At 51.8% G+C, this 17,502-nt stretch carries 17 protein-coding genes; all 17 read right to left on the bottom strand.

What is annotated here, in order from left to right; translation table 11 throughout:
- Nucleotides 1-112: 112 nt before the first annotated feature.
- Nucleotides 113-808, bottom strand: coding sequence for a WecB/TagA/CpsF family glycosyltransferase (locus PBOR_RS32355; RefSeq protein ID WP_081972431.1), 696 nt, complete (start codon nucleotides 806-808; stop codon nucleotides 113-115).
- Nucleotides 809-878: 70 nt separating this feature from the next.
- Complete coding sequence (gene csaB, locus PBOR_RS32360) at nucleotides 879-2,054, bottom strand: polysaccharide pyruvyl transferase CsaB (protein WP_042218097.1); 1,176 nt, start codon at nucleotides 2,052-2,054, stop codon at nucleotides 879-881.
- Entirely contained in the window at nucleotides 2,027-4,066 is a 2,040-nt protein-coding gene (locus PBOR_RS32365) for a DUF5693 family protein (protein ID WP_042218099.1), read from the bottom strand. Before PBOR_RS32365 ends, csaB begins: the two co-directional genes overlap by 28 nt.
- 137 nt (nucleotides 4,067-4,203) lie before the next feature.
- The gene (locus PBOR_RS32370) at nucleotides 4,204-5,922 is read right to left on the bottom strand and encodes a phospho-sugar mutase (protein ID WP_042218101.1); all 1,719 of its coding nucleotides are present in this window, start codon (nucleotides 5,920-5,922) and stop codon (nucleotides 4,204-4,206) included.
- 47 nt (nucleotides 5,923-5,969) lie between these two features.
- On the bottom strand, nucleotides 5,970-6,392 hold the full coding sequence (gene fabZ, locus PBOR_RS32375; RefSeq protein ID WP_042220169.1) for a 3-hydroxyacyl-ACP dehydratase FabZ: 423 nt from the start codon (nucleotides 6,390-6,392) through the stop codon (nucleotides 5,970-5,972).
- A gap of 306 nt (nucleotides 6,393-6,698) precedes the next feature.
- Entirely contained in the window at nucleotides 6,699-6,932 is a 234-nt protein-coding gene (locus PBOR_RS32380) for a DNA-directed RNA polymerase subunit beta (protein WP_042218103.1), read from the bottom strand.
- A 9-nt stretch (nucleotides 6,933-6,941) separates the two neighbouring features.
- The gene (locus PBOR_RS32385) at nucleotides 6,942-7,763 is read right to left on the bottom strand and encodes a flagellar hook-basal body protein (RefSeq protein ID WP_042218104.1); all 822 of its coding nucleotides are present in this window, start codon (nucleotides 7,761-7,763) and stop codon (nucleotides 6,942-6,944) included.
- Between the two features lie 57 nt (nucleotides 7,764-7,820).
- Nucleotides 7,821-8,699 carry a flagellar hook-basal body protein gene (locus PBOR_RS32390; protein WP_042218105.1) on the bottom strand — a complete coding sequence of 293 codons (879 nt, stop codon included), beginning with the start codon at nucleotides 8,697-8,699 and terminating at the stop codon, nucleotides 7,821-7,823.
- A gap of 48 nt (nucleotides 8,700-8,747) precedes the next feature.
- Complete coding sequence (gene mreB / locus PBOR_RS32395; protein ID WP_042140244.1) at nucleotides 8,748-9,746, bottom strand: rod shape-determining protein; 999 nt, start codon at nucleotides 9,744-9,746, stop codon at nucleotides 8,748-8,750.
- A 128-nt stretch (nucleotides 9,747-9,874) separates the two neighbouring features.
- Nucleotides 9,875-10,162, bottom strand: coding sequence for a sporulation transcriptional regulator SpoIIID (spoIIID, locus tag PBOR_RS32400; protein ID WP_019915029.1), 288 nt, complete (start codon nucleotides 10,160-10,162; stop codon nucleotides 9,875-9,877).
- Nucleotides 10,163-10,387: 225 nt separating this feature from the next.
- A complete protein-coding gene (locus tag PBOR_RS32405; RefSeq protein WP_042218107.1) occupies nucleotides 10,388-11,128 on the bottom strand; it encodes a M23 family metallopeptidase in 741 nt (246 codons plus the stop codon).
- 61 nt (nucleotides 11,129-11,189) lie between these two features.
- Entirely contained in the window at nucleotides 11,190-12,350 is a 1,161-nt protein-coding gene (gene spoIID, locus PBOR_RS32410; protein ID WP_042218110.1) for a stage II sporulation protein D, read from the bottom strand.
- 248 nt (nucleotides 12,351-12,598) lie between these two features.
- On the bottom strand, nucleotides 12,599-13,981 hold the full coding sequence (murA, locus tag PBOR_RS32415) for a UDP-N-acetylglucosamine 1-carboxyvinyltransferase (RefSeq protein WP_042218111.1): 1,383 nt from the start codon (nucleotides 13,979-13,981) through the stop codon (nucleotides 12,599-12,601).
- A gap of 198 nt (nucleotides 13,982-14,179) precedes the next feature.
- Nucleotides 14,180-14,437: a DUF1146 family protein gene (locus PBOR_RS32420; protein WP_042140248.1), complete on the bottom strand. Its 258-nt coding sequence runs from the start codon at nucleotides 14,435-14,437 to the stop codon at nucleotides 14,180-14,182.
- A gap of 195 nt (nucleotides 14,438-14,632) precedes the next feature.
- On the bottom strand, nucleotides 14,633-15,049 hold the full coding sequence (locus PBOR_RS32425; RefSeq protein WP_042220171.1) for a F0F1 ATP synthase subunit epsilon: 417 nt from the start codon (nucleotides 15,047-15,049) through the stop codon (nucleotides 14,633-14,635).
- A 60-nt stretch (nucleotides 15,050-15,109) separates the two neighbouring features.
- Complete coding sequence (gene atpD, locus PBOR_RS32430) at nucleotides 15,110-16,507, bottom strand: F0F1 ATP synthase subunit beta (protein ID WP_042218112.1); 1,398 nt, start codon at nucleotides 16,505-16,507, stop codon at nucleotides 15,110-15,112.
- Between the two features lie 124 nt (nucleotides 16,508-16,631).
- On the bottom strand, nucleotides 16,632-17,501 hold the full coding sequence (gene atpG, locus PBOR_RS32435) for an ATP synthase F1 subunit gamma (protein ID WP_039309316.1): 870 nt from the start codon (nucleotides 17,499-17,501) through the stop codon (nucleotides 16,632-16,634).
- Nucleotide 17,502 lies beyond the last annotated feature (1 nt).

A 17,502-nucleotide genomic window follows, 5' to 3' on the forward strand; every position in this document is an offset into this window, starting at 1 on the left:
TGTTCAGTCGACCCCCATTTCTCTACCGCATTGAATTATACGCTGAACCAAAAACAAATTCCAATACCGTTTTTAGGCTGTTACACGGATTTCTTCGGTAAATATCCTCAAATCACTGGTCTTTTGTCACTTTTTCTTTCTCTCGTACCACTTTTACTGCGAATTTCGGCAGCGCAAGCATTCTTTTGTAACGTGTGGGTTCTTTGAGCAGCCGATATAACCATTCTGCCCTTAATTTCTGGAAGGCTTTGGGGGCACGGCGGCTCTTGCCTGAGATCACATCAAAGCTGCCGCCGACGCCCATCATAACCGGAATCTGCAGCCGGGACTTGTATTTAGCGATCCATGGCTCCTGGCTGTCTGCCCCTCTGGCAACGAAGAGCAGGTCAGGCTTAGCTTCGAGAATTCCGGCAAGGATCTGCTCATCCTCATCCGGACCAAAGTACCCGTCATGATAGCCTGCAATGACAATGCCGGGATATCCTGTTTGTAACCTAGAAGCCGTCTCGCGAATCACCTCAGGGGTTGAGCCCAGCAAATACACTCTCCACTTGTAGCTTTCGCCCTGTCGCAATAATTCATGTAAAAGATCAAAACCTGCTACACGCTCAGCCACAGGCTCGTGGCAGTAATCCGCTGCCCACACTACACCAGTCCCGTCGGGAACCACAAGCTCTGCTGATTTCATAATCTCCATATAAGACGGATTCTCCAGTGCCGCCATGACCATAATCGGGTTAGCGGTAATAACCTGATGGGGCTCACGGTTATGAACCGCGTCCGTTAAATAAGAAACCGTAGTTTTCATATCAACTTTAGATACCCGAATACCAAAAATTGGCACCGTAGGTATCGTGCTGTCTGCTTTCACTTGTCACTCATCCTTTACGGCGGAAATATTGGGCAATTTGCCGGGCCGGAGCCTCGGCTTCTTCAACCAGTGAAGCAATCAGCGGTTCACGCTCACGCTTCCATGCCTCTCCCGATTTCAACAGCTCCAGAAGTCCCGCTGCAACCCTATCACCTTCCAGCCCAGCTGTCGAACCTACCGGCTGGCACCCAATCCTGTCAAGAAAGTGGTCGATCTTCGGATCATAGGAGACTCCCATCAACGGAACCCGTCTTCCGGCAGCATAGATTAGGCTGTGCAGGCGCATGCCAATCATTGCCTGACACTGTCCTACTTCACGCAGCATCCGCAGCGGATGAAGCGCATCCTCGCAAATACTGACGGATCCGCCAAGCTCCTCTACATCTTGTCCCAGCTTCTGCATAACATAATGTGAGGCATCATTGTCTGCAGAATGATGGAAAGGCAGGAACCGTAGATGAAGCGGCAGCTCTGCAGCAGCCTTCACCAGCCCCTCGGCTAACGCGTCCAGCTCTTTGCGCGACTGCTCCCAGAAACGCACGGAGATGCCCACGGTATAGGGACCGGACTGCAGGATGGCTTCATCGGCAACGGCTGATTCCATAATGCCGCTACCAGCATCCTGCTTCTCTGAGGCAATATCCTCCGGCAAAGTCAGGCCCATAACAGGGTCAGGGACCACATCAATTTTATCCTCCCCCAGACCCATAGACTGCAACAACTGACGAGACTGCTCGTCCCGCACCGATACATAAGCACATTTACGGAAAACCGATTTGATCAGCGGATGGAACAGCTTGCGGTTCACCGGGCCGATTCCCTGGGCATAGATGAAGGTTGGCTTGCCCATCCACTGGGCCAGCTTAATGATGGCCAGGTAGTACGGAATAGTCTTGCTGCCTGTTACATCCTGAAGCAGACTGCCCCCGCCGCTTATCAGCCCGGCACTCTCTGATATTGCCTTCCGTACTTCCCCCAGCTTCATCCGGTGCACGGATTCAACGCCGTAAGTAGCAGTTGTCCATTCCGGATCAATTGACAGCACCACAGGCGTCAGCGTTATTCCAGCAGCCTCAGACTGCTTACGGAGTGCGTTCAGTATAGATTGCAGGACCGCCTCGTCTCCGCTGTTGCGGAATCCGTAATAGCCCGAGATTATAATTTTTTGAGCAGCGGCGACCATCGTTTCCAACACCCTTCCGCGATCTGCCATACCCCAATAGCGATAATGCCGATGATCAGGCCGAGTCCAAGACCCAGAAGTCCGCGGATCAGCGAGATCAGAACCGGCGAATGAATGTGGGCAAAGGTATCCACCATGGACAGTTGGCCGATAACCGCAATAATCATGATAAAAGCAGCATTCCGGTATCTATAGGCCATAAATGCGCCAAGGATAAAGAGCGGATGTGCCAGCAGGAACTCTTTGTTACGCGGCCTTACTCCGACTGTATTCTCCAGGAATGTGCGGAACGACATCTCGAGCGAGCTTACACTGCCGCTGTTGCCCGTACGGCTTAAATAGTACATACCCAGAATGCCCAGAACACCAGCGGCAACTACCATAGCCAGCGTAATCGGCGTCCGCAGCAGCTTGCCGGTCTTGTTGAAGGCAAACTCCCCGCGGTACAAAAGCACATATAACGCAGTGAGGCCAATCGGCGCCAAATGAAGCAGACTTACCCCACGGAACTGATTGAGCACCAGGGCGTAGGTGACATTATTCAAGAGCGCAATTACAAATGGAACTGCACTAAATGAGATCAGCGCTGTTTTGATATAAAGGACCAGACTATGCGTCAAACGGCGGCGCGGGCTCATCACAGCAAAGGTTAATGCATTGGTGCGCAGCGGCGGCCCCATTTCATTAATTTTGCGGATAGCAAGCACCATAGCCACCGTAGGCGCACTTATAGCTACTGCAAGAGCAAGCGCCTGTTCAAACAAGGCCGGCTTCAGAACCATCAGCCCGGCGCTTCCCAGCAGGCCCAGCACCCAGGCAGGCAGTGTAAGCCAAGGAACAAAGTAGGAAACCAGGAGCGCAACCATGGCTACAGCCCCGATAACGGCAATTAATTTGAAATACCGCTGGAATGAGGAATCCACCACCTCAAACGCAGTAGCTTGTCCCATTTCGAAACCGTTAGCTTCGATTTTGGCAATCGCGCCGTCAGGTCCGCTTAGGCTGGTAATCAGATTGTCCAAGGTGTCTGTAACCTCTGCCTTGGTAGTATCTCTGGATGGGATCGTATTGAGATAGATCATCCGGATGTTGCGGTCTTTCGTAGCAAGCGCAAAGCGGTCGGCAATCACTTCAGTGGACAAGCCGGAATCAGCTTCACTGAGCGAGTACAGCCGCGTTACATTATAGTCCAGCAGATAGGCCAGTTTGGAGAAACCTTTTTGCTGTACCTTAATATTCTCAATGGCTGCAATCCCCATCCCGCGCTCCTTCAGGAGATCAGCGAATGCGGTGATACTGGCCAGATCGGCATCATCCGAGTAGCCTTTAACAGACTCACCTTCGAAAAGTAAACGTTTGACACCAAGCTCTGCATAGCGGTCCAGCAGACTCTTGACGGCTTCCTGATTATAAGCCAGGGAATCCACAAGGCGCGGCACAATAGTAAAGCCTTTCTCATGCAGCATTTCCAGGGTGAACGGATCCGGCTGCAGCGGCTTGAGTGTTGCGTTCTCCAGCGGGGTTCTGATAATCAGCCCCTGTTGTCCGCGGTAGCTCCATTCTTCTGTTGCAATATCCAATCGGGTAAAGGCATCCCGGATGATCGGTGAGAGCGTTTCACTGTTCTTCGCACTGGTAAAGAGGACATATGTATAGTTCTCATTCTCAGGAATTACAGTATCGGTCAGATTGGCGATATCTGCCGCACCCCACATCATCAGGCGGCGGGCCTTGCGGAAATCCTCCAATGTGTTTTCATATATTGCCATGCTCTGAACACCGGCAGTCTTCAGTCTGTCAAGCTGCTCGGAGATGTAATCCTGCGGATTTCCCCGGTAGCTGGCTACTTCGACCAGATCGCGGTAATCAAAGACAAATTCAACCGTTTTGGAAGACTTCTCCGTCTGAAGACGGTCATAAACTACGGGGAGAGCAGCAATGATGCCAATCACCACGATAATCCACAACCATTTGCGCGAAGCTATATTCCAGCGTTGCCATTTCTGCTGCACCAAAAGTACCTCCTCTTTCACTTTAAAGCTAATTGCCGTTCTGTAAACAAAGCTCCAACCTGGTCAAATTTAAGCGGAAACGGATGTCCCTCCATCAGGAGCAGTTCCGTTTCCGCAGGCAAGTTCTATATTTAGTATTATTTCCCGTCTACACGGGCCATAACCTGACTAGTCAATTCAGCCACTTTGTCTTTGGCATTCTGAAGCGACTCACCAACGACGGCAAAATAAACCTTGATCTTCGGCTCGGTGCCGGAAGGACGCAGGCAGAACCATGAGCCGTCAGAGAGCAGATATTTCAGCACATTCTCCTTAGGCAGACCGTTCAGTCCCAACGAATAGTCGAGCACCTCTGTAACAGAAGCACCGGCAATTTCGTGCGGCGGGCTGTTGCGCCAGTCATTCATAATTCCCTGAATCTGCGCTACGCCGTCTTTGCCCTTAAGGGTGCGTGATTCGAGGCTTTCGAGGAAGTAGCCGAATTGTTCATACAGCTCCTGAAGCACATCATACAGCGTCTTGCCCTGGGCTTTGTAATAAGCTCCTGCTTCGGCGATCAGCATCGCAGCCAGGACTGCATCCTTGTCACGGGCATAGTTGCCGGCCAGGTAACCGTAGCTTTCTTCATATCCGAAAAGATAAGTGTATTCGCCGGACTGCTCGAACTGGTTCATCTTCTCGCCGATATATTTGAATCCGGTCAGCGTATTGAACACGGTAGCGCCATAATGACTGGCTACAGCCGCCCCCATCTCACTGGTTACAATAGTTTTGACGACCGCACCGTTGCTTGGCAGCTTACCTTGCTCCTGCAGACGGCTCAAGTAATAATGAATCATGAGCGCGCCCGACTGATTGCCGGACAAGACCACAAATTTGCCCTCATTATCTCGAACTACGGCACCCATACGGTCAGCGTCGGGGTCTGTACCGATTAACAGGTCGGCATTCAGTTCTTCACCCAGTTTCATGGCCAAGGTGAAGGCTTCACGCTCTTCAGGGTTCGGCGATTTCACCGTGGAGAATTCTGAATCCGGCAGTTCCTGCTCGGGCACCACATGTACCTGGGTGAATCCGATCTTCTCAAGTACACGGCGGACCGGAAGATTGCCTGTCCCATGCAGCGGTGTGTAGACAATGGAGAAATCACGGCCAAGTGTAGAAGCAATCTCTTCACGGCCGACACTGACTGCAGCCACCGTATCTGTAAATGCTTCATCCTCAGCTTCTCCCAGCCAGTGCAGCAAGCCTGCCCCCTCTGCCGCTTCACGGGTAATGCGTTTCACGCCATTGAAGGAGTCCACTTCCAGAATATTAGCGATCACTTTCTCCGCTTCGTCGGGCACCAATTGTCCGCCCTCAGCGTTATACACTTTGTACCCGTTATACTCAGGCGGATTATGACTTGCAGTGATCACAATGCCTCCTGAGGCCTTCAAATGACGAACTGCAAATGACAGCTGCGGTGTCGAGCGCAGGGACGGGAACAGATGGGTCTCAATTCCGTTGCCTGCCAGTACAAGTGCAGCTTCCAGCGTGAATTCCGGCGAGAAGCGCCGGGAGTCGTGGGCGATGACCACGGAAGGCCGGCCCTCTCCTGTATGCTGTCCCAGAATATAATTAGCGAAGCCTTGTGTGGCTCTGCCTACGGTATAACGGTTAATCCGGTTACTGCCTGCTCCGATGACACCGCGCAAACCGCCTGTCCCGAATTCAAGGTCTCTATAGAATCGTTCTTCCAGTTCCTTCGGTTCATTCTCAAGAGCCTTCAGCTCTTCTTTGGTGTTCTCGTCAACGGAAGGGTCCTGCAGCCAGCGTGATAAGGTTTCTGCGGCTTGTGGGCTTAATCCAGTCATGTGAATCTCTCCTTCTCCATCTATAATTTATAATTTTATAACAGGTACTAGCTGAGTGCGAACATAATTTCCCCGGAGGCCACTACCTTGCCTTCCACTTTAGCGGTAGCCTGGCCTTTGCCGATGCTGCCTTTAAGCCGGGTAATTTCCACCTCAAGCACAAGGGTATCGCCAGGAACGACCTGGCCGCGGAAACGGAAGCCGTCAAGGCCGGCCAGGAAGCCGATTTTCCCACGGTTTGCTTCCAGTCCCAGAATAGCCACTGCACCCACCTGAGCCAGCGCTTCCGTAATTAGCACACCCGGCATTACCGGATAGCCCGGAAAATGTCCGGTGAAGAATGGTTCATTCACCGTTACATTTTTGATGCCGACAGCCCGTTTGCCCATTTCTATTTCAGTAATTTTGTCCACCAGCAGAAATGGGGGCCGGTGGGGAATTATTTCTTGAATTTGATTGATATCCAGCATGATCAGCAATACTCCCTTCGGATGTAACCGCGTCTATAAAACCTCCGCCTACAGCAGCGCTTTTGTTTTATTCTTCACCACCCTGCATAAATATGGGCAGCTTCGGCAAAAACTATAACTATCCTTCACCACCTGCAGCAGTGGAGGTTGAGATAAGGGGCTTTCTCCACCGCACGCGGCAGCATGGCGGAGAGGGCCCTTTTTGGCGCTCTTAGGGCACGCCATCATTATACATTTTTCAGTATAAAAAAGAAAACTCCCCTGCACAACAAGGGAGTTCCAGAAATCATTATATTTAGGGATTATTTATGGTGCAAACACCAAATCATATACATGCTTCCATGTGCTCCACAAGAGCACATCACTAAATTCCTTTTTGCCGAGAATTACGTAACCGACGACCAGGCCGCCTCCAAGCGCAGCAACAAGCAGCAGGGGAATCAGGAACCACTGGATAATGGTCCACGCCGAAATCCCGCGCCGCCTTACCGGCTGCTGCTGTTGTTCTTCTTCCGGTTTATTGAACTTCTCACGACTCATTCCGTCACCTCACGCGCGCATGTTATTGGCCAGGCCCAGCATCTGGTCACTGGAGGACAATGCCCGGGCAGCGAGCTGATAAGTGCGCTGAATCTGCATCATCTCCGTCATTTCCTTGCTCAAATCCACGTTGGAGGACTCCAGATATCCGGTACGTACGCCTACATCCTTCGCTTCGCCTGCGGCTCTCTGCACAAACGCCTGCTGTGCAGTCACACCATCAGCAAGTGTATAGAAGTTTCCGTCCACGGCCTTCAGGGCATTCTTGCTCAGCGGCTCTACAATCATAATGGTGCCTGCAATAATAGCGGGGTCATTCTCACCGGTCTTGGTAAGTACCCGGCCGCTCTCATCAATAGCAGCACTTACATTGGCTGGCACTGTGAGCGGATTCCCGTCTGTGTTCAGCACAGGGTTACCGGTATTATCAACAAGCATCATATTGTCGGGATTCGCGGTATCCGGGGTGAAATGGAAATCGCCTTGACGGGTATACGCAGTAACTCCGTTCACCTGAACTCCGAACAATCCATTGCCCTGAAGCGCCAAATCCGTAGGATTTCCTGTTTCCTGGAGTGTGCCCTCTTCCCAGTTGCTTGTAACCGAAGGCACACGGACACCGAAGCCGATGTTGAAGCCCAACGGCATACTGCGTCCAGGCTGGTCATAGTCCTTGGATTGCTGCTGCACACGGGTGAGCACATCCTCGAAAGAGCCTTCTTTGCTCTTATAGCCGTTTGTGTTCATATTAGCAATGTTATCCGCTATAATATCCAGCCTTTGCTGCAGGCTGGACATGGAGACAGCGGCACCGATTGTCGAGTTGTTCACGGATCTAACCTCCCAAAAGCTTGATAAGAAGAAACCTGCTCACTTCAGCAGTGCAGCCTATACTCTGCCGACATCATTAACAGCCTTCTGCAGGCTGCTGTCATAAAACTGGATAACCTTCTGATTCGCTTCATAAGCCCGGTAGGCGGCATTCATATCCACCGTTACCTGTGTGGCATCCACATTAGAGTTCTCCAGATAGCCCTGACGCACCTGTAGATTATCGGTTGCATTGGAGTAACGGATCTCTGCGGCCTCGGTATCATCAGCATGGAAAACGCCGTTTCCGTCACGAACCAGTTCCTGAGGTCTAGTAATTACGCTGATTCCGATCCGGGTTCCTGAAGGCAGCCCTGTCGCATTGTTAATCAAGTTACCCTGCCCGTCCACTTTAAGGGTATCCTCCGGCCCTGTCAATCGCAGCGGATTACCATTACTGTCCAGTACGCTGAATCCCCCGGCGCTAAGCACCTCTCCGGTAGGCCCTACCGAAAAACTTCCGTTACGTGTATATAAATTGTTACCCTCATTATCCTGTACAGTGAAGAACGCCTGCGGCCGGTAAGTAACCTCGCCGTCAGGACTAATGTATTTGCCTGAGCCGTCAAAAGCAAGATAAGTGCCTGCATTGTCCGGGTCCTCTACCTGTAAATCGGTTGACAGTGCGAAATCTGCGCTTTTGCCGCTTTCGATGAGGTCGCCCTGCAAATACTGGGATACAGATTGTTCGGCAAAAACCCCTGTGTTAAGCCGGCCAACAGGCTTCGTAACGCCACCGCTCATCGCCGAAATCAGCACATCGGGAAATGCATGACTGACGCTGTCGACCTGCTTGTACCCGGTAGTATTCAAATTGGCAATGTTCTGTGTCGCTGTATCATGTCTGCGCTGCTGTGTTACCATTCCTGCAGCCGCCGTGTATAATCCTCTTAGCATGAGGTCAGTCCCTTCCTGAATCTGCTGTTATCCTCTATTATCGGCAGACTAGAACTTTTTCTTAACAACCTTGTCCAAATGGTCAAGCATAATTCCCGTTCCCTTGACTACACAGTGCATCGGGTCTTCGGCAACCCATACCGGAACATGCAGCTGTTCCGAGAGCAGCTCGTCCAATCCGTTAAGAAGTGCACCGCCGCCGGTCAATACGACACCACGGTCAATAATATCTGCCGACAGCTCCGGCGGTGTACGCTCCAGCACCGACTTAGCTGCAGCGACGATCGCGGAAACCGGATCCCACAGCGCTTCCTTGACCTCACCGGATGTAATGGTCAGTGTCTGGGGAAGTCCGCTCACCATATCACGCCCGCGTATATCCAGCTCAGCCTTCATGCCGCCCGGACGGACAGACCCGATGGTAACCTTGATATCCTCGGCTGTACGTTCACCGATCAATAGCTTATATTTCTGTTTGATATATCTTAAAATGGCCTCGTCGAACTTGTCCCCTGCGACCTTAATCGAAGAGGCGGTAACGACGTCGCCCATGGACAATACAGCTACATCCGTCGTTCCGCCGCCAATATCGACGACCATATTTCCGCTTGGCTGATAAATATCCATCCCTGCTCCGATTGCCGCAGCTTTGGGTTCTTCTTCCATGAAAACTTCTTTGGCTCCGCTGCGTTCTGCGGCTTCACGGATTGATTTCTGTTCGACGGAAGTAATATTCGTAGGCGCACAAATCAAAATACGGGGCCTTGAATACCAGGTCCGGCCCCCGACGCGGTCGATAAAATATTTAAGCATCATTTCTGTAATGGCAAAATCGGCGATAACACCGTCGCGGAGCGGACGGATCGTAGTTATATTTCCAGGTGTACGCCCAACCATCCGGCGTGCCTGTTCACCAACCGCAAGGACTCTCTTCGTATCACTTTCAAGTGTGACCACGGAAGGTTCATCCAGAACGACTCCCCTTCCCTTGACATGAATGAGCACATTGGCCGTGCCGAGATCGATTCCGATATCCTTGCTAAGCATAATGAAAGAGCCCCCAAAGTGTTATTTTAAATGAGAATAGTTAGATAGTACCAAATTTAAAAATACCATACTTTAGGGGGTGTACACAATGCAGTAAAGCTGAATTATTACTTAAAATTCCGAAAATCTTATGGCTTTGATGCTACGGCTACCTCACGCTTTTTACCTGTCGTTTTCTTATATTTAATTTTTGTAGCTTCTCCCCCCCGAAGATGACGGATTGATTTGTGATATTCGAGAATGTGCTTCACCTGATCGGCCAGATCCGGATTGATTTCCGGCAGCCGTTCGGTTAAATCTTTATGCACTGTGCTTTTTGAAACGCCAAATTCCTTGGCTATGGTCCGGACCGTGTGCCTGGTTTCCACGATGCAGCGTCCGATTTTGATCGTACGTTCCTTGATGTAATCGTGCACGCTCCCGCCTCCCAACTGTGGATAGTTTGGTACATTATATGAGGGGCGGGCCTATATATTCGCGCTTTCAGGACATGACAAGCTCCGGAAGGCTCATTTTATTTCTCGGACAACCTAATTATGAGCCGTTTACAGTCCCATTCTTCATGTAGAACCGGCCCCGCCGTCTATTTCGGGTAGAAAAATAAAAAACAGGGGGCTTTCGCCCCCTGCTGAAATTCCGGCTTAGCGCTGTGGAAGCAGATCCGAAGGATTCACAATCTTGCCGTCCTCATGCACTTCAAAGTGCACGTGATTGCCGAGACTTTTCTCCATTTCATTGCGTCCCGCTGTTGCCAGCGTGTCGCCCTGCTTCACTTCATCGCCCTGCTTCACTTTGGTATCGCCCAGACCCTGGTAGACTGTCTTCAAATCACCAGGAGATGTAACCTCGATCACTTTACCGAGTACTGCCACATCTTCGACTCTGGTGACTTCACCGCTGAGAGCCGCTTTTACATCAAATGGTTTGTTGTCCTCGCGGGCAATGTCAATTCCCGTATTGGGAACAAAGGTATTATTGTACTGCACCATTGCCGCCACATGATTTTCTTCTGTGCCGTTTTCATCATAATACGGTTTGACCACTTCCACTTCACTCGGGCTCGCTACCGGCCATGCCAGGCTTTCAGCTGAAGCTACGACTTCCAGGGCTTCCGGATCACCGGTTAGGGCTCCGGTTTCATTCCCGGCAACGCCTTCCTGTGAAACGACCGCGGCGGTGTCCGGATTCAGCGGCTTCTGGCCGGCATCCTGATAGACCCACACCAAGGTTAGTATAATTGCCGCTGCCGCCGTGTAGACTGCCGGGAATACCCACCGTTTGGATAACAGTCTGGTCCATGAAGAAGGCTTAGCGCCTGAATCTCCCTGCTTGTTTTTGAGAGATTCATCATGGTTTGGTTTGTTTTTGTCTTGTTCATTCATATGTTTATCACCTCAGTAACCAGTGTTACCGGGCGCTTCGCTTTTATACGTATCTTGCAAGTTATTTTTTCAGAAGAGTTGAGATTCCTGTAAAAGAGACCCCGCTGTAATAGTGTTTGAGAATCTGCGTGGCTGTACTCCCCTGCTTCGCCATGCCGTTCGCCCCCCATTGGCTCATGCCGACTCCATGGCCGTTTCCATAGGTTGTGATCAGCACCTTCCCGTCCTTCCGCTTCCAGGTGAACTGGCTCGAACGAAGACCCAGCTTCTCTCTCACCTCCCGGCCTGTGAACACAGTGCCTCCGATAGAGATCTCCTTGATCCGGTGTCCTGCAGTCAGCGAGATGACTTCTGCGGGCAGTCCGGCCGAAGAAGATGACGATACTTGCAGGGTCTTGCCGGAGGCAGCCAGATTCGCCGCAGCGGGAAGCTCCTTGACGGTAAGAGCCAGCTTGCTGCGGAGCTCGGCGTTGCTGAAGGTATAGGTAACTGCCAGATTCGGTGTAATCTGCTGTTCCCAAGGGCTGGCTACGCTGCGCAAATAAGGAACCGCAGCATTCCAGTAATCCTCGGAATTCTCTGTATACCCTCCGCTGGAGGCGAAAAAGGAAGCCGTGATCGGCTGACCTTTATAGGTCATGATGATCCCGCGCGTCTCCAGGACCGCGCGGCGGAGCTTTGCCAGTCCGGCGCGCTTGCTGCCGGACGCCCAGTCCCGTTCCAGCACGGCCTGCGATATGTAAGCCTGATGGCTTACCGTATCGCTCACATCCGCCTCAGGAACGGGTACCCCGCTGTGATCGCCGGCCAGCAGGCGGCGGGCAATGAACGTGCGGGCCGCAACGGCCTGGGCTTTGAGCGCTTCAAGCTCAAAGTCCGCCGGCATCTCGGCCGCCAGCACGCCGCTGACGTAGTCCTCCAGCGGCAGGGTCTCTATTTGTCCGCTCTGCGACAAATAGACGGAGACCTCCGGCTGCGGCGCTTCCGCAGCAGCCGTTCCCGGCGGTGCCGGCGCGGGCGTAGCCTGCAGCACCGCCGGGGGCACTGGCTGCTGTCCCCCGCGCAGCGGGACAACAGCCAGAGGCAGCAGCAGCGCCGCCAGCAGCGGCGCTGCGAGCCAGGCGGCGGGGGCCAGCCGCCTGAGCCGGGGCGCCCCGCGCCGCGCCCGCGCTACGCTGCGCGGGCGCTTCAGGATGTGCCGCAGCAATAGTAACTCTTTCATCTCTATGGCTCCTTCCGTAAGCACCGGTGATTCTTATAGATATGAATTTCCGGCACCTGCTAGAACGTTATTCTGAGAGAAAGAGAGTTGCCCGGAGGCGCAGCAAAATAACCCCACAAAGTGGGGCTTTAGCTTCGATGATGGTACAGGTACTTTGCGGGGACCCCAAAACATATAAATTCCTGTCTATCAAAAAAGGGACCAGCCGCTCATTTCGCGGCCTGGTCCCTTCAGTTTACAATTTGCTATTATACCCAAGACGGCTGAATCTGAAAGCGCGGCTTGACCTCTTCGCCCTTGAAGGATTCGCTTCTTGCCGGTTCCGGCTTCACGACTTCTTCCTTCGCAGCCGCAGCAGGAACTGCCGATTCTTCCATGGAAATACGCCATATGTCCGCACCAAGACCCGACAGCTTCTCGGCCAGATGCACATAACCACGGTCAATATGATGGGTTCCGCTAACTTCTGTAGTTCCTTCTGCCACCAGCCCCGCCAAAATAAGCGCAGCGCCTGCACGCAGATCCGTAGCACACACCTTGGCACCGACAAGGCGGGCATTTCCGGTTACGATGGCGGAACGGCCTTCAATCTTAATCTCTGCGTTCATGTTGTGGAATTCATCCACATGCATGAACCGGTTCTCAAATACGGTCTCTGTGACTACGGAGGTACCTTCGGAACGCAGCAATAAAGCCATCATTTGAGACTGCATATCGGTAGGGAATCCCGGGTAAGGCAACGTCTTGAGATCCACTGCCTTCAGAGGTTTGTCACTGATGACGCGGACGCCGTTCTCGTCTGGAATAACCGTAACGCCCATTTCTTCCATCTTGGCAATAACCGGGCCCAGATGATCCGCAATGGCGCCTTCCACATATACATCTCCGCCCGTAATCGCTGCAGCTGCCATATAGGTTCCAGCCTCAATGCGGTCCGGAATAACATGATGTCTTACGCCGTGCATACGTTCAACGCCTTCAATACGGATGACTCCGGTGCCTGCACCGCGTACAATACCGCCCATGCCGTTCAGGTAGTTGGCTAAATCAACAATCTCCGGCTCTTTCGCGGCGTTCTCGATTACAGTTACGCCTTCGGCAAGCGCCGCAGCCATCATTATATTTTCGGTTGCACCTACGCTGGCCACATCCAGATAAATCTTGGCTCCGCGTAGCCTTCCGTTACTTTTCGCATCAATGTAGCCCTGGCCCAGACTGATCTCGGCGCCCAGTGCTTCAAAACCCTTCAAATGCTGGTCAATCGGCCTCGTACCGATGGCACAACCGCCAGGCAAGGAAATACGTGTATGCCCCATACGGGACAAGAGTGGACCCATTACCAGGAATGAAGCGCGCATTTTGCGTACCCATTCATAAGGTGCTTCGCAGGATGTAATGCTTCTGGCATCAACCTCAATGATATCGTTCTGGTATGTAACACCTGCACCCAGAGACTCCAGCACTTTGCTAATCGTAATTACATCGTCTAGCGGAGGTGCGTCCACAATGACGCTAACTCCTTCTTCTGCCAATAGAGAGGCGGCTATGATCGGTAGTACGGAATTTTTTGCGCCGCTAACTTTCACGCTCCCGGTCAATCTGTTGCCACCGCGGACGATAAATTTGCTCATTTCGGTTTCCCTCCGCGTCCATTATTTCTGAAATTAATTTGAGTTTGAAATTCGTCAGTTAAAATATTGAATATTCCGTCATCGCGCCTAATGTGCAGACGCATTGCTTAAACTTCAGTGTTGACATAATAAAACCTTATTATTCGACACTTTTTTCACTGCATTGGCCTAAGACAGATATAACCAAACCGTCCGCCATTAAAACATCCGGGTGATAAGTCCGCTCCAGCCCAGATAATCCAGCAGAAATCCGGCCACGAAATGGCCGAGGACAATGGCCAGCAGTAAATGCAGCAATCTGCCCTGAGGACTCTTGGGATATCTTATGACCAGATCGAGCTTTAGGTTCTGAAGTGCCCACCAGGATAATGCAACACAGACTAAAGAAACTACCATCGAGATTAAACTGCTGCTGCCGATCGCACTTGACAATTCAGCGGATAAGCTTGTGTTCATCATTAGCCCCCCGTGTAAGGTTACTCGGAAATCGACTCTTATATCATACTTGCGCAGGGGAAAAGAATCCAGTACTTTTACGAATTTTTAAACAATTGGTGCTTTATCTGCCTGAGTGTTTACGATATGTTCATATCTGCTAGATTCTTACCTAGCAAAAAAAGCAGTCAAGCCCAGGGCTTGACCGCTTATCTGCTACTGTTGTCCTTTACCGGTTGAAACTTTGATCCGTGTCACAGCGCGCTGCAAGGCCAGCTCTGCACGGCGGTGATCGATTTCATCCTGTTTGCTTTGCAGCTTAAGACGGCGCTCAGCCCGTTCCTTAGCCGCTTCAGCGCGCTCCACATCAATATCTTTGGGCAGCTCAGCACTCTCAGCCAGCACCGTTACCTTATCTTTGTGCACCTCAACGAAACCGCCATGAACGGCGATAGAAACCGTTACGCCGTCCGCTTTGACGCTAAGCGGAGCAACCTGAAGCGGAGTCACCAGCGGAATATGTCCCGGCAAAATGCCCAGTTCACCATTCACGCCACGTACCGTCAAGCTATTCACTTGCTTGGAGTAGACCAGATGCTCCGGAGTGACAATTTCGAGCAAAAAGGTATTCACTTCCATTCCTCCTCAAAGCTTTACAGAATAAAGCTCACTACCCGGCATACGTGCCGAGGGTTACAACGTTTTAGCTTTTTCCACTGCTTCTTCAATCGTACCTACGAACAGGAACGCCACTTCCGGAAGATCATCATGCTTACCTTCCAGGATTTCTTTGAAGCTGCGCACGGTTTCTTTGATTGGCACGTATTTGCCTTTGAAGCCTGTGAACTGTTCTGCTACATGGAAAGGCTGGGACAGGAAGCGCTCAACCTTACGGGCGCGGGACACAATGACCTTATCCTCTTCACTCAACTCATCCATACCCAGGATTGCAATGATATCCTGAAGCTCAGTATAACGCTGCAGCAGCTGCTTAACGCCTTGTGCCACGTTGTAATGCTCTTCTCCGACGATTTCAGGTGCCAGCATACGCGAGCTTGAAGCCAGAGGGTCAACCGCAGGGAAAATCCCTTTTTCGGAGATTTTACGCTCCAGGTTGGTAGTCGCATCTAAGTGGGCAAATGCAGTAGCCGGTGCAGGGTCTGTATAGTCATCCGCAGGCACGTAGATCGCCTGAATTGAAGTAACAGAACCTTTCTTAGTGGACGTAATTCGTTCCTGCAGCTGACCCATTTCTGTAGCCAGTGTAGGCTGGTAACCTACCGCAGAAGGCATACGGCCGAGAAGGGCCGATACTTCGGAACCCGCTTGGGTGAAGCGGAATATGTTATCGATAAAGAGCAGCGTATCGCGGCCTTCAACATCGCGGAAATATTCCGCCATGGTCAGACCGGTCAGAGCTACGCGCAGACGCGCGCCCGGCGGCTCATTCATTTGTCCGAATACCATCGCCGTTTTCTTGATAACGCCGGAATCCGTCATTTCATGATACAGGTCATTACCTTCACGGGTACGCTCGCCAACACCTGCGAATACGGAGATACCGCCGTGTTCCTGTGCAATGTTGTTGATCAGTTCCTGGATGGTTACAGTTTTACCTACGCCGGCACCGCCGAACAGGCCGATCTTACCGCCCTTGGCGTAAGGGGCAAGCAAGTCGATAACCTTAATGCCGGTTTCCAGAACTTCTGCCTGAGTGGACAATTCATCGAATGTAGGAGCCAGACGGTGAATGGGGTTTCTTGCAGCCACCACTTCAGCGCCGTTATCGATTGGATTACCAAGCACGTTAAATACGCGGCCGAGTGTTGCTTCACCAACAGGAACCGAGATCGGTCCTCCCTGGTCAATGGCATCAATGCCGCGTACCAGTCCATCTGTGGAAGACATGGCGATACAACGCACCAGGTTATCTCCTAGATGATTGGAAACTTCAAGAGTCAGATCCATGTTACGGCCATCGCTTAGCGTCGCAACAATTTTGATAGCGTTGAATATCTCGGGCAGCTGGCCGCGTTCAAATTCAATATCGACAACCGGACCCATAATGCTCACAACGCGTCCTTTGTTCATCTTCATTTCCCTCCTCGAAAGCTGTTACATATGTAGAAACGGTCCATTACCCTTTACAGGCATCATCCGTTTCTGCGGAAAATACAAAGCAGGGCCAAGCCCGGAGGCCTTAAGCCCGCTCATATTAAGACTGCGCGTTCGCACCAGCCACGATCTCGGTAATTTCCTGCGTAATTGCCGCCTGACGGGCGCGGTTGTACGTAAGTCTTAATTCTCCGATCATTTTTGACGCGTTCTTCGTTGCACTGCCCATGGCTGTCATCTTGGCTCCCAGCTCACTGGCCTTGCCGTTCAGAAGAGCACCGTAGATTAAAGTCTCGGCGTATTTAGGAAGCAGAACTTCCAGCACGCCTTCAGGAGAAGGTTCGTATTCATAGGCAGCTGTTGCTCCGTGATGCTCGCCTTTTCCTACACCATCCATAGGCAGAAGTCTGTCTACAGTCGGAACCTGGCTGATCGCATTGATAAACTGGTTGTAGCAAATGTACAGCTCATCGTAGACGCCTGTCTCAAACTGGTTTACCGCCGAATAGGCAATCGACTTGATGTCGGCAAACTTCGGGGTATCGGACAGCTCAGTAATTTCCTCTACAATGGGGTACTCACGGCGGCGCAAAAAGTCACGGCCCTTGCGGCCGATAACAAACAGCGCATACTCATCCTTGGACTTATGCCGCTCTGCGATCAGCATCGTTACTTTACGCAGAATGTTGGCATTGTAGCCACCTGCAAGACCTCTATCCGAGGTGATGATCAAATACCCTGTTTTTTTGACAGGCCGGCTGACCAGCATCGGATGCTGAACATCCTGCGTACCGGCAGCAATACTCGAGACCACCTCTTTAAGCTTCTCTGAGTAAGGACGCGCAGCTTCCGCTTTCTCCTGCGCTTTGCGCAGCTTGGAGGCGGCGACCATCTCCATCGCTTTGGTGATCTGTCTGGTGTTCTGAACGCTCTTAATTTGACGTTTAATATCGCGCATGCTTCTTGCCATG

This window comes from Paenibacillus borealis, assembly GCF_000758665.1.
GTDB lineage: Bacteria > Bacillota > Bacilli > Paenibacillales > Paenibacillaceae > Paenibacillus_AQ > Paenibacillus_AQ borealis.

Bases quoted from the DNA above. Each gene is read 5' to 3' on its own strand.
- mreB (WP_042140244.1), bottom strand. From the start codon at position 9,746: ATGCTTAGCAAGGATATCGGAATCGATCTCGGCACGGCCAATGTGCTC.
- PBOR_RS32390 (WP_042218105.1), bottom strand. From the start codon at position 8,699: ATGCTAAGAGGATTATACACGGCGGCTGCAGGAATGGTAACACAGCAG.
- murA (WP_042218111.1), bottom strand. From the start codon at position 13,981: ATGAGCAAATTTATCGTCCGCGGTGGCAACAGATTGACCGGGAGCGTG.
- atpD (WP_042218112.1), bottom strand. From the start codon at position 16,507: ATGAACAAAGGACGCGTTGTGAGCATTATGGGTCCGGTTGTCGATATT.
- atpG (WP_039309316.1), bottom strand. From the start codon at position 17,501: ATGGCAAGAAGCATGCGCGATATTAAACGTCAAATTAAGAGCGTTCAG.
- PBOR_RS32420 (WP_042140248.1), bottom strand. From the start codon at position 14,437: ATGAACACAAGCTTATCCGCTGAATTGTCAAGTGCGATCGGCAGCAGC.
- PBOR_RS32405 (WP_042218107.1), bottom strand. From the start codon at position 11,128: ATGAATGAACAAGACAAAAACAAACCAAACCATGATGAATCTCTCAAA.
- PBOR_RS32380 (WP_042218103.1), bottom strand. From the start codon at position 6,932: ATGAGTCGTGAGAAGTTCAATAAACCGGAAGAAGAACAACAGCAGCAG.
- PBOR_RS32370 (WP_042218101.1), bottom strand. From the start codon at position 5,922: ATGACTGGATTAAGCCCACAAGCCGCAGAAACCTTATCACGCTGGCTG.
- fabZ (WP_042220169.1), bottom strand. From the start codon at position 6,392: ATGCTGGATATCAATCAAATTCAAGAAATAATTCCCCACCGGCCCCCA.
- spoIID (WP_042218110.1), bottom strand. From the start codon at position 12,350: ATGAAAGAGTTACTATTGCTGCGGCACATCCTGAAGCGCCCGCGCAGC.
- PBOR_RS32355 (WP_081972431.1), bottom strand. From the start codon at position 808: ATGAAAACTACGGTTTCTTATTTAACGGACGCGGTTCATAACCGTGAG.
- csaB (WP_042218097.1), bottom strand. From the start codon at position 2,054: ATGGTCGCCGCTGCTCAAAAAATTATAATCTCGGGCTATTACGGATTC.